The 12,641-nt window shown below is 67.1% G+C and carries 9 protein-coding genes; 6 read left to right on the top strand and 3 right to left on the bottom strand.

Features of this window, described 5'->3' with window-relative positions; translation table 11 throughout:
* Together CYJ10_RS31890 and CYJ10_RS31885 are read left to right on the top strand one after the other, a co-directional pair.
* Positions 1–1,044, top strand: a 1,044-nt coding sequence (locus CYJ10_RS31890) for a bifunctional UDP-4-keto-pentose/UDP-xylose synthase (protein WP_101682447.1), incomplete at its 5' end; no start/stop codon positions are given.
* A 7-nt stretch (positions 1,045–1,051) separates the two neighbouring features.
* Positions 1,052–1,942, top strand: coding sequence for a polysaccharide deacetylase family protein (locus tag CYJ10_RS31885; protein WP_101685439.1), 891 nt, complete (start codon positions 1,052–1,054; stop codon positions 1,940–1,942).
* 33 nt (positions 1,943–1,975) lie between these two features.
* Here the strand turns inward: CYJ10_RS31885 and CYJ10_RS31880 are convergent, their stop codons facing one another.
* Positions 1,976–4,369: a heavy metal translocating P-type ATPase gene (locus tag CYJ10_RS31880; RefSeq protein WP_101685438.1), complete on the bottom strand. Its 2,394-nt coding sequence runs from the start codon at positions 4,367–4,369 to the stop codon at positions 1,976–1,978.
* Between the two features lie 139 nt (positions 4,370–4,508).
* Here CYJ10_RS31880 and czcI point away from each other — a divergent pair, with 139 nt between their 5' ends.
* From czcI to CYJ10_RS31860, 4 genes are all read left to right on the top strand, one after another.
* On the top strand, positions 4,509–4,889 hold the full coding sequence (czcI, locus tag CYJ10_RS31875) for a cation efflux protein, CzcI family (protein WP_101685437.1): 381 nt from the start codon (positions 4,509–4,511) through the stop codon (positions 4,887–4,889).
* A 96-nt stretch (positions 4,890–4,985) separates the two neighbouring features.
* Positions 4,986–6,239 carry a TolC family protein gene (locus CYJ10_RS31870; RefSeq protein ID WP_146002160.1) on the top strand — a complete coding sequence of 418 codons (1,254 nt, stop codon included), beginning with the start codon at positions 4,986–4,988 and terminating at the stop codon, positions 6,237–6,239.
* A gap of 24 nt (positions 6,240–6,263) precedes the next feature.
* A complete protein-coding gene (locus tag CYJ10_RS31865; RefSeq protein ID WP_101685436.1) occupies positions 6,264–7,511 on the top strand; it encodes an efflux RND transporter periplasmic adaptor subunit in 1,248 nt (415 codons plus the stop codon).
* A gap of 12 nt (positions 7,512–7,523) precedes the next feature.
* Positions 7,524–10,685: a CusA/CzcA family heavy metal efflux RND transporter gene (locus tag CYJ10_RS31860; protein ID WP_101685435.1), complete on the top strand. Its 3,162-nt coding sequence runs from the start codon at positions 7,524–7,526 to the stop codon at positions 10,683–10,685.
* Positions 10,686–10,729: 44 nt separating this feature from the next.
* On the opposite strand, the gene CYJ10_RS31855 is transcribed toward CYJ10_RS31860, so the two are convergent.
* Positions 10,730–11,140 (bottom strand): VOC family protein, encoded by a 411-nt coding sequence (locus tag CYJ10_RS31855; protein WP_101685434.1) that lies wholly within the window; start codon positions 11,138–11,140, stop codon positions 10,730–10,732.
* A gap of 45 nt (positions 11,141–11,185) precedes the next feature.
* On the bottom strand, positions 11,186–12,640 hold the full coding sequence (locus tag CYJ10_RS31850; RefSeq protein ID WP_180863131.1) for a heavy metal sensor histidine kinase: 1,455 nt from the start codon (positions 12,638–12,640) through the stop codon (positions 11,186–11,188).
* Position 12,641 lies beyond the last annotated feature (1 nt).

The raw sequence follows: 12,641 nt of genomic DNA, 5'->3' as shown, positions 1-12,641 counted from the left end.
GTCCTGATTCTTGGCGTCAACGGCTTCATCGGCCACCATCTGACGCGCCGCATCCTGGAAACCACGCAGTGGGAGGTCTACGGCATGGACATGTCGTCGGACCGCCTGGGCGACCTGGTGAACCATCCGCGCATGCACTTCTCCGAGGGTGACATCACCATCAACAAGGAGTGGGTGGAGTACAACATCCGCAAGTGCGACGTGATCCTGCCGCTGGTGGCCATCGCCACGCCGGCCACGTACGTGCGCAACCCGCTGCGCGTGTTCGAGCTGGACTTCGAGGCCAACCTGCCGATCGTGCGCAGCGCGGTGAAGTACGGCAAGCACCTGGTGTTCCCGTCGACCTCCGAGGTCTACGGCATGTGCGCCGACGACGAATTCGACCCGGAAGCCTCGCCGCTGATCTACGGCCCGATCAACAAGCCGCGCTGGATCTACGCCTGCTCCAAGCAGCTGATGGACCGCGTGATCCACGCCTACGGCATGGAACAGGGCCTGAACTACACGCTGTTCCGCCCGTTCAACTGGATCGGCGCGGGCCTGGACTCGATCTTCGAGTCGAAGGAAGGGTCGTCGCGCGTGGTGACGCAGTTCCTGGGCCATATCGTGCGCGGCGAGCCGATCAAGCTGGTGGACGGCGGCGAGCAGAAGCGCGCGTTTGCCGACATCTCGGACGGCATCTCGGCGCTGATGCAGATCATCGAGAACCGCGACGGCGTGGCCAGCGGCAAGATCTTCAACATCGGCAACCCGAAGAACATCCACTCGGTGCGCGAGCTGGCCGAGATGATGCTGAAGATGGCGGCCGACTACCCGGAGTACGCCGAGGAAGCCCGCAAGACGCAGATCGTTGAGACGTCGTCGGGCGAGTTCTACGGCAAGGGCTACCAGGACGTGCAGCACCGCGTGCCGAAGATCGACAACACGATCGACGAACTGGGCTGGAAGCCCGAGGTGACGATGGAGCAGGCGCTGCGCCGCATCTTCGAGGCCTACCGCGACAAGGTGGTGGACGCCCGCACGCTGGTCGACGGCAGCAACTGATCGCCGTATGGCCCGCATTGCCCTGAAAGTCGACGTCGACACGCTGCGCGGCACCCGTGAAGGGGTGCCCGCGCTGCTGTCGATGCTGTCTCCGCACCAGGCGGAAGCAACGTTCCTGTTCAGCCTTGGCCCGGACCACACGGGCTGGGCGCTGCGCCGCGTATTTCGTCCTGGCTTCCTGAAGAAGGTGTCGCGCACGTCGGTGGTGTCCAACTACGGCCTGCGCACGCTGATGTACGGCGTGCTGCTGCCGGGGCCGGACATCGGCCGCAAGGGTGCTGCCGAGATGCGTGCGGCGGCCGCTGCCGGCCACGAATGCGGCATCCACACCTGGGACCACGTCTACTGGCAGGACAACGTGCGCGGGCGCGATGCGGCCTGGACGCGGCGCCAGATGCAGCAGTCGTTCGAGCGTTTCGTCGAGGTCTTCGGCACGCCGCCCACCACGCACGGCGCGGCGGGCTGGCAGATGAACGAAGAGGCGTTCCGCCAGATCGACGACTGGGGCATGACCTACGCGTCGGATGGTCGGGGTACCGCGCCGTACATCCCGACCGTGGCGGGCAAGCCGTGCCGCCACGTGCAGATGCCGACCACGCTGCCGACGCTCGACGAGCTGATCGGCGTGGGCGACCTGACCGAGGACAATGTCCACCAGGCCGTACTGAAGCTGACCGAAGGCGACGCCGACCACATCTTCACGCTGCACACCGAACTGGAAGGCGGCAAGCTGGCGCCGGTTTTCCAGCGGCTGCTGGCTGGCTGGCGCGCCCAGGGGCACGATCTGGTGTCGATGGCCACCTACTACCGACACATCGATCGCACCGACCTGCCGCAACTGCCGGTCACCTGGGGCGAGATTCCCGGCCGCAGCGGCGAGCTGATCATCCAGCCGTAACCGACGCCGCCCTGGATTCGGTCGAATCCAGGGTCAGGCCACGCCCTTGCGCGTCAGGCGCAGTCCGTTGAACACCACCAGCAGACTGGCGCCCATATCGGCAAACACGGCCATCCACATGGTGCCCATGCCCATGACGGTCAGGGCCAGGAACACCACCTTGATACCCAGCGCCAGGGCGATGTTCTGCCTGAGGATGGACGACGTACGGCGCGACAACTGCACGAACGCTGGGATCTTGCGCAGGTCATCGTCCATCAGCGCCACGTCGGCGGTCTCGATGGCCGTGTCCGTGCCCGCCGCGCCCATGGCAAAGCCGATGTCGGCGCGCGCCAGCGCCGGCGCGTCGTTGATGCCGTCACCCACCATGCCGACCTTGCCCGCATGCGTATGGGCCTGGCCCGCCAGCGCGGCGATGGCATCGGCCTTGTCCTGCGGCAACTGATTGCCGCGCACTTCATCGATTCCCACAGCCTGGCCAATGGCATCCGCCGTGTGCGGGTTGTCGCCCGACAGCATCAGCGTCTTCACACCCAGCGCGTGCAGCTGCTCGATGGCCTGCCGGCTGGTCTCGCGCACCGTGTCGGCCACGCCGAACAGGGCCAGCGCCCGGGCAGGCCGCCCGCCGTCCGGCATCGCCGCCAGCATCACGATGGTCTTGCCCTGCCGTTCGATGGCCTCCAGCCGTGCTTCCAGAGCCGGCGAGCAGGCGCCCAGGTCGTGGATCAGCCGGTGATTGCCCAGGCTGTACGCCACGCCATCCACCGCGCCGCGTACGCCCTGCCCTGGCAGCGCCGCGAAATCGCTCACTTCCAGCCGCGCCACGCCGTCGGCGTCCGCCGCAGTAGCCACCGCACGCGACACCGGGTGGTCGGACCGGGCAGCCAGGCTTGCGGCGATGGCGCGGGCCTGCGGCGCGTCGTCGACGAGCAGCGCCATGTCGGTCTGCGCTGGCTTGCCGTGCGTCAGCGTGCCGGTCTTGTCCAGCGCCAGCCATGACAGATGCCGGCCCTGTTCCAGATACACGCCGCCCTTGATCAGGATGCCGCGCCGGGCCGCCGCCGCCAGCCCGCTGACGATCGTCACCGGCGTGGAGATCACCAGCGCGCAGGGGCACGCGATCACCAGCAGCACCAGCGCCTTGTAGATCCAGGCCAGCCAGGCGCCGCCCAGCAACAGCGGCGGCACCACGGCCACGCCGAGCGCAATGGCAAAGACCACGGGCGTGTAGATGCGTGCAAACTGGTCCACGAAACGCTGGGTCGGGGCGCGACTGCCCTGTGCCGCTTCCACGGCATGGATGATGCGTGCCAGCGTGGAGTCGGTGGCGGGCGCGGTCACCGCATATTCGAGTTCGCCCGACTGGTTGATCGAGCCCGCGTAGAGCGGGTCGCCCTGCGCTTTGTCCACCGGCACGCTCTCGCCGGTAATCGGCGCCTGGTCAAGTGCCGACTGGCCGCGCAGCACGCGGCCGTCCAGCGCCACGCGCTCGCCGGGACGCAGCCGCACCGTCGCGCCAACGCCCACGGCACGTGCCTCCACGGCCTGCCAGGTGCCGTCGGCCTGCAGCACGGTGGCCTGCTCCGGCGCCATCGCCATCAGCCCGCGCACGGCGTTGCGGGCGCGGTCCAGCGAAGCCGCCTCGATGCGCTCGGCCAGGGCGAACAGCACCATCACCATCGCCGCTTCGGGCCACTGGCCAATCACCATGGCGCCCGTGACAGCGATGCTCATCAGCGCGTTGATGTTCAGGTTGCCGTTGCGCACGGCGATCCAGCCCTTGCGATAGACGCCCAGGCCAGAAATCAGCACGGTCGCCAGCGCCAGCGCCGCCGGCAGGTACGGGGCGGCGACCTGGAACCACTCGGCCACTTCGGCGCCGATGGCGGCCGCGCCGGCAAGTGCCAGCGGCCACCAGGGCTTGCCGGGCTCGGCCACCGCCGACTCGGCGTTGTCATCCGACAGCGGTTCGGCCTTCATGCCCAGCGAGGCAATCGCCTTGACGACGGGATCGAGCGAATCGAGCTTGTGATGCACTGTCAACACGCGCTGCATCAGGTTGAAGTCGAGTGCCGCCACGCCGGCCATATTGCCGATCTTGTTCCGGATCAGCGTTTCCTCGGTCGGGCAGTCCATCGCCTCGATCCGGTAGGCAGCGGATCGCGTGCCCGCCAGGGCGACAACGGCTGGGCCGACCGTCAGCGGGGTGCCACAGGTGGTGCCGCAGCCGCAACTCGCCGGCGCCGGGCCGGGTGCGTGGTCATGGCCGTGATCGTGGTCATGATCGTGATCGTGATCGTGATCGTGGCGATGGTCATGGTCATGCCCGTGCGAATGGTCGTGGCCGTGCGAATGTTCGTGGTCGTGCCCATGACCGCGGGCCGCTGAACTGGGCGGCAGCAGGTTTTCAGGGGTGGTACGAGCCATGGCAGTTATCCGTTTGTGCGTGATTGCCTGCTATTGAAGACCCTGTAGCCACTTCAAGGTCAAGCGCAGGCCGCAAAGACCCCGACGATGACACCAACGTAATGCCCGCTGTGGGCGCAGCGGCCTATAATCGCTGCCCATGCGCCGCCTGCTGCTCGTCTTCCTGTCGATTCTGCTGCCGCTCCAGTTCGCCTGGGCCGGCGCTGCGGCCTATTGCGCACACGAATCGGCCGACCAGCCGGCCGCGATGACCAGCCACTTTGGCCATCACACGCACGAGCACGGCAGCGACGCGCACAAGGCGAGCAAAACCGCCGGCAAGGCGGCAGCCAAGTCGGCCAACCTGCCCGATGGCGACTGCACGGCCTGCCACTTCCCCGGCTCGCACGGCGTCTTTGCCGAATTTCGCATGCCCGGTGACTATCGTTACGTCACCCTGCGCTATCAGCCGCGCCACTTCGCGTTCGGCTCCATTCCAGCCCCCGTCCCCGATCGGCCCCAGTGGCTGCGCCTCGCCTAGCCGGCGGGACGCACGACTGACCCTGTCATCCCGATACTGCTGACCGGTATCGCATCGCGTCTCGCCGATTTTCTCCTGCCTGATCTGGTGAATTCGATGAGAAGCCTTTTATTGCCGCTGGGGCTGGCGGCCGCGTTGTGCAGCCCATTCTTCACGCCCTGGGCGTCCGCGCAGGACGCCTCGCAAAGCATCCAGGAGCCGCCCGGCGCCCTGACGCTCGACGCCGCGCTGGCCCTGGCGACGTCGCAGAACCCCACGCTGTCGGCCGCGCGGATCGAAGTCGATGCCAGCGAAGGCGGCATCACCCAGGCCCGCGTCATCCCGAACCCCGAGGTGTCGGTGCAGATGGAAGACACGCGCCAGGCCACGCGTGCCACCACCGCCCAGATGAACCTGCCGGTGGAACTCGGCGGCAAGCGTGGCGCCCGCATCGGGGCCGCGCAGCGTGCACGCGATGTGGCGCAGGCCCAGTTGGGTGCCGCGCAAGCAGATCTGCGCGCCACGGTGATCGGCGCCTTCTTCAATGTGCTGATCGCCCAGGAGCGCATCAGGCTGGCCGCCGGCTCCGTCGACATCGCCCGACGCGGTGCCGACGCCGCGGCGCGACGCGTGGCGGCGGGCAAGATCTCTCCGGTCGAGGAAACCAAGGCCCAGGTCGAACTGGCCAATGCCGAGCTGGAGCGCGCCGAAGCCGATGCCGGACTCGTGGCGGCCCGCCAGACCCTGGCCACGCTGTGGGGCAACCCATCGCCGCGCTTCTCCGAAGCCGATGGCAAGCTCAACGACCTGCCCGCGCGCCCCGCGTCCGCCCTGTTGCGGCAGTCGCTGGACAACGCCCCAGTATTGCTGGCCAGCGAACGCGAGCTGGATCGGCGCCAGGCCGACATCAACGTGCAGCGCAGCCGCCAGTACCCGGACGTGACGCTCAGCGTGGGCGCCAAGCGCGACAACGGCGCCCCCGAGCGGGGCACGTTCCCCGTGGTGGGCATTGCCATTCCGTTGCCGTTGTTCGATCGCAACCAGGGCAACCTGTACACCGCGATCCGGCAGGCCGACAAGGCCGCCGACGAACTGCGCGCCACGCGGCTGCGGCTGGACCACGACCTGCAGCAGGCGTCCAGCCAGTTGAACGTGTCGCGCACCTCGGCACTGACCTTGCGGGAGACCGTGCTGCCCGCCGCGGAACGCGCGTTCCAGGCGGCCACCCAAGGCTTCGAGGCCGGCAAATTCAACTATCTCGATGTGCTGGATGCGCAGCGCACGCTGTTCCAGGCCCGCATCCGCTATCTCGGCGTGGTCGCCAGCAGCTGGCAGGCTGCCACCACGATCGACCGCATTCTTGGCCGCTGACGCGCCAACGCAAGGACCACCGTTATGACATTGACTCGAAAACAAGGCGTAGCGATTGCCGCCATCGTGATCGCTGGCCTGGTCGCCGCGCTGGCGCTGCTGCTGACGGGCCGCGACGACGGCCACAGCCATGAAGGCGAAGGCGAAGCCGCGCATGCGGCGCCCGCCCCGGCTTCTGCCGCCGAAGCTGACCACGCCGACCATGCCGACCATGCCGACCATGCCGACCATGCAGACGACAGCGCCGGCCGGATCGCCATGACGCCGGAGCAGATCCGCAACGCCAATCTCTCCATCGCCAGCGCGGGGCCAGGCAGGATCCGCAGCGCCGTGGAATTTCCCGGCGAAATCAAGTTCAACGAAGACCGCACCGCGCACGTGGTGCCGCGTGTCGCGGGTGTTGCCGAATCGGTGGTGGCCAACCTGGGCCAGCGCGTGAAGAAAGGCGACCTGCTGGCAGTATTTGCCAGCACCCAGTTGTCCGACCAGCGCAGCGAACTGCTGGCCGCCGGGCGCCGGCTCGAACTGGCCCGCACCACCTACGCCCGCGAAAAGAAGCTCTGGGAAGACAAGGTCTCGGCGGAACAGGACTTCCTGGCCGCGCGTACGGCACTGCAGGAAGCCGAAATCGCCGCCCAGAACGCCCGCCAGAAGCTGACCGCGATCGGCGCCACGACGTCGGCCCGTGCCATCAACCAGTTCGAGCTGCGCGCGCCGTTCGACGGCATCGTGGTGGAAAAGCATCTCGCACTGGGCGAGGCTGTGGCGGCCGAAACGGCGGTCTTCACGATTTCCGACCTCAATACGGTATGGGCCGAGTTCGTAATCGCGGCCAAGGACCTGGGCCATGTCAGGCTGGGCGAGGCTGTCCGGGTCACATCGGCCGCATTCGACGGCGCCGCCGAAGGCAAGATCTCGTACGTGGGCGCCCTGCTCGGCCAGCAGACCCGCACGGCCACGGCGCGCGTGACGTTGTCCAACCCACAGATGGCCTGGCGGCCAGGGTTGTTCGTCACCGTCAGCGTCGCCACTGGCGAAAGCGATGCCGCCGTGGTCATCGACAGCGAAGCGCTGCAGACCGATGGCGACCGCCAGCAGGTGTACGTGGAGGTGCCGGGCGGCTTTGCCACGCGCGCGGTCAAGACAGGGCGCACCGATGGCAAGCGTATTGAAATCGTCGATGGCCTGGCGCCCGGCACGCGCTATGTATCCGCGAACAGCTTCGTGCTGAAGGCGGAACAGGGCAAGGCCAGCGCCGAGCACGCGCACTGACCGGAGGCCACCATGTTTGAACGTATCCTCCGGTTTGCCATCGCGCAGCGCTGGCTGGTCATGCTGGCCGTGCTCACCATGGCCGGGCTGGGCGTCTACAACTACAGCCGCCTGCCGATCGATGCCGTGCCCGACATCACCAACGTGCAGGTCCAGATCAATACCGAGGCGCCCGGCTATTCGCCGCTGGAAGCCGAGCAGCGCGTGACCTATCCGCTGGAGACAGCGATGTCCGGGCTGCCGGGCCTGGAGCAGACGCGGTCGCTGTCGCGCTACGGGCTGTCGCAGATCACCGTCATCTTCAAGGACGGGACCGACATCTACTTTGCGCGGCAGCTGGTCAACCAGCGTATCCAGGAAGCCCGCGAGCACCTGCCGTCCGGCATTTCGCCGCAGATGGGCCCGATTTCCACCGGCCTTGGCGAAATCTACCTGTGGACCGTGGAAGCCGACCCCGGCGCGCGCAAGCCCGACGGCAGCCCATATACACCCACCGACCTGCGCGAAATCCAGGACTGGATCATCAAGCCTCAGCTGCGCACCGTGCCGGGCGTGACCGAGATCAATTCGATTGGCGGTTTCGCCAAGGAATACCTGGTGGCGCCGAGCCCCGAGAAGATGGCGTCCTACGGATTGTCGCTGCAGGACGTGGTGCAGGCGCTGGAGCGCAACAACGGCAACGTCGGCGCCGGCTATATCGAGCGGCGCGGCGAGCAGTACCTGGTGCGTGCGCCCGGGCAGGTCAAGTCGATCGACGACATTGGCCAGGTGATCGTCGGGACGGCCCAGGGCCAGCCGATCCGCGTGCGCGACCTGGCCGATGTGGGTCTTGGCCGCGAACTGCGTACTGGGGCCGCCACCGACAACGGCCGCGAGGTGGTGCTGGGCACGGTTTTCATGCTGATCGGCGAGAACAGCCGGGCCGTATCGCGCGCCGTGGACACGCGCATGGCCGCGATCAACAAGTCGCTGCCGGCCGGGGTGAAGGCCGTCACGGTCTACGACCGTACGACGCTGGTCGACAAGGCCATCGGCACCGTCAAGAAGAACCTGCTCGAAGGCGCCGTGCTGGTGATCGCCGTGCTGTTCCTGTTCCTGGGCAATCTGCGCGCGGCGCTGATTACGGCGATGGTGATTCCGTTGTCGATGCTGTTCACGTTCACGGGCATGGTCACGTACCGGATCAGCGCGAACCTGATGAGCCTGGGCGCGCTGGATTTCGGCATCATCGTCGACGGCGCCGTGGTGATCGTTGAAAACTGCGTGCGACGCCTGGCCCATGCCCGGGAACGGCTGGGCCGGCCCCTGACCCGCGAGGAGCGCTTTGCGGAGGTATTCGCCGCGGCCCGCGAAGCCCGCCGTCCGCTGGTGTTCGGCCAGCTCATCATCATGATCGTTTACGTGCCGATCTTTGCGCTGACGGGCGTGGAAGGCAAGATGTTCCACCCGATGGCGATGACGGTGGTGGTGGCGCTGCTGGGCGCGCTGATCCTGTCGGTGACCTTCGTGCCGGCGGCGGTGGCGCTGTTCATCGGTGACCGTGTGGCCGAAAAGGAAAACCGCATCATGGGCTGGGCCAGGCGCTGGTACGAGCCCGCCCTCAAGCATGCGCTGGCCAATACGCCGGTGGTGCTGACGGCTGCCGTGGTGGCCATCCTGCTCAGCGGCCTGCTGGCCACGCGGCTTGGCAGCGAGTTCATCCCCAACCTGAACGAGGGCGATTTCTCGGTGCAGGCGCTGCGCATTCCGGGCACCAGCCTGACGCAGTCGGTGGCAATGCAGCAGCAGATCGAGGCCCGTCTCAAGGCGAAATTCCCCGAGATCGAACGCGTGTTCTCGCGCACCGGCACGGCCGAGATTGCCTCCGACCCGATGCCGCCCAATGCGTCGGACGCCTACATCATGTTGAAGCCACGCGACCAGTGGCCCGATCCGGGTCGCTCGCGCGATTCGCTGCGCGCCGCGATGGAAGCCGAACTGGAGACCATTCCGGGCAACCGCTACGAGTTTTCCCAGCCGATCCAGCTCCGCTTCAACGAGTTGATCTCGGGTGTGCGCAGCGACGTGGCGGTCAAGCTGTTTGGCGACGACAACGCCGTGCTGGACGCCACGGCACAGAAAATCGCCCAGGTGTTGCAGTCGGTGCCGGGCGCCACGGAGGTCAAGGTGGAGCAGACCACCGGCCTGCCCGTGCTGACCGTCGACGTGGACCGTGCCCGCGCCGCGCGCTACGGACTGAACATGATCGACGTGCAGGACACCGTGGCCATTGCCATCGGGGGACGCGATGCGGGGGTGTTCTACCAGGGGGACCGCCGCTTCAATATCGGCGTGCGGCTGCCGGAGGGTATCCGGTCCGATGTGGACGCCCTGCGGCGCCTGCCGATTCCGCTGCCGCGTGGCGCCAATGCCGGCACCAGCTATATCCCGCTTGGCGAAATTGCCACGCTCGACATATCGCCCGGCCCCAATCAGGTGTCGCGCGAAAACGGCAAGCGCCGCATCGTGATCAGCGCCAACGTGCGGGGCCGTGATGTGGGTGGTTTCGTGCCCGAAGCCATGTCGGCCATCGAATCGCGCGTGCAGATTCCGGCCGGCTACTGGATTGCCTGGGGCGGCACGTTCGAGCAGTTGCAGTCCGCTACCGGACGGCTGCAGATCGTGGTGCCGCTGGCGCTGCTGCTGGTCTTTGTGCTGCTGTTCGTGATGTTTGGCAACGTGCGCGACGGCCTGCTGGTATTCACCGGCATTCCGTTTGCCCTGACCGGTGGCGTGCTGGCGTTGTGGCTGCGCGACATCCCGCTATCGATCTCGGCGGCAGTGGGCTTTATTGCGCTCTCGGGGGTGGCTGTGCTCAACGGACTGGTGATGCTGTCGTTTATCCGCGGCCTGCGCGAAGAAGGCGAATCGCTCGATGACGCGGTGTTCCATGGTGCGTTGACGCGTCTGCGGCCGGTGCTGATGACGGCGCTGGTGGCTTCGCTCGGATTCGTGCCGATGGCCATTGCCACTGGCACCGGCGCCGAGGTGCAACGCCCGTTGGCAACGGTGGTGATCGGCGGAATCCTGTCGTCGACGGCGTTGACGCTGCTGGTACTACCGGTGCTGTACCGGTGGGCGCATGGGCGCCGGACAGAAACAGAGGCCGGACTCGCCGGCTCCGTCTCGCGCTGACGTTGGTCAGCCACGCCTGCCTGCGGGAGTGGCTGACCGAAACCTCAATGTTCGCAGTTCACCATCCAGGTCATCTTGAACTTGTCGACCACCATGCCGAAGCCTTCTGCCCAGAAGGTCTTCTGGTACGGCATGATGACCTGGCCGCCCTCGGACAGCGCGTCGAAAATGCGCTTGCCTTCGGCATTCGGCACGTAGCCGACGGACAGCATGAAACCCGAAAAGGCCGGGGTCTGCCCTTCGCGGCCGTCCGACGCCATGATCTGGCTATCGCCGATCTGGATGTTGGCGTGCATGACCTTCTCGGCCCATGCCGCTGACGGCGGCTCGCCGCCGCCCGGCGGGGTGTCCTTGTAGCGCATCAGGAATGTCACCTTTGCGCCCATCACCTGGCCATAGAAGGCCATGGCCTCGTCAAAGCGTCCGCCAAAGTCTAGATACGGTTGCACCTGCATGTCGGTCTCCTGTTAGGCCGCGGACGGATAGTCCGCGCGGCGCCATTATGCGCCTGCCCTACTGACAGAACTGTCAGGAAACTCAAGCTCGAATCGTGTCTGCTCCTCGACACTCGTCACCGACACGCTGCCGCCATGCAAGCGCATGATCGTGTCGACGATCGCCAGGCCCAGCCCGGTGGACCCCGACGAATTGCGGCGCGACGGATCGGCACGGTAGAAGCGGCCGAACAGGTGTGGCAAGGCGTCGGGCTCGATGGCGGGACCGCCATTGGTGACGCTGATCGCGGTCATGTCCGTGCCGTTGCGGCCCACGGCCATGCGCACCGCACTGCCTACCGGTGCGTGGCGCAACGCGTTGTCCAGCAGGTTGATGATCGCGCGCCGCAGCAGGGTCTGATCCGCCACGACCGTGGCGTGGCCCGATACCATCACCGTCAGGTTCCGGTCTGCCGCCACCGCTTCAAAATACTCCGCTACCTTGTCGAGTTCGGCGCGCGCATCGAGCGGCCGGGCGCCCAGGGCCACCTGCGCGTTGTCCGCGCGGGCCAGGAACAGCATGTTCTCGATCATGCGCGACAGCCGCTCGTATTCCTCCAGGTTCGATTCCAGCACAGCCTCGTATTCGGCGGGCGTACGGCGCTGCGCCAGCGTCACCTGCGTCTGCCCCACGAGGTTGCTGATGGGCGTACGGAAATCGTGCGCCAGATCGGCTGAAAACTGCGACAGGCGCGTGAAGCTGTCCTGCAGCCGCGCCAGCATGCCGTTCAACGCGCCGGCCAGGTCGCGCAATTCCTCGGGCGCGCCACCGACATCGAGCCGGGTCGCCAGGCGGCTGGTGGTGACCGCCGCCGCATCGCTGGCCATGCGCCGCAGCATGCGCAGGCCACGCCGGGCCAGCACGAAGCCCAGCGCCGCCGCGACAATCGCCCCGCACAGCACCGCGCCAAGCAGCTCGCCACGGTACTCGCGCATCAGCGCCACCCGGTAACCGGCGTCGCTCAGCACGATGATTTCGACGGTGCGGCCGGTGTCGCCAATCTGCCCCAGGGCCGCCATGCCGCGCGAGGGCACGCCATTGCGCGGATGCCAGGTCTGCAACTGCGTCTTGTCCGGCGCGGTGGAGAGCGGCAGCACGCGCAGCGGCGGCAGGGTTTCGTTATGGGGATTCAGCGAGATCAGGGGATCGCCCGACGCGGTGCGGACGACAAGGATCAGCCCCTCGTGTCCCATCGCAATATCCGCAAAGCGGTGTGTATCGGTGCGAATTTCGGTTTCGTCGGCCACCTCGCGCAACAGATGGCGCACCAGCAGCACTTCGCCGACGAGTTCGCTTTCGTCACGCGACTGCAACTGGTTTCCCAGGGCACTGGACAGATAGGTGGCCACTCCGACCAGAATCGCGGCCGTGGTCAGGCCATAGGCCAGCGCCAGCCGCGTGGTCAGCGACGCCGGCATCCACGCCTTGAGCGCACGCCGCATGCGCACCAGGCGTCTCATG

Origin of the sequence: Cupriavidus pauculus (assembly GCF_002858765.1) — a bacterium.
Lineage (GTDB): Bacteria > Pseudomonadota > Gammaproteobacteria > Burkholderiales > Burkholderiaceae > Cupriavidus > Cupriavidus pauculus_B.
Note: the sequence above shows the minus strand (reverse complement) of the source record. Positions and strands in the feature narration are given on the sequence as shown.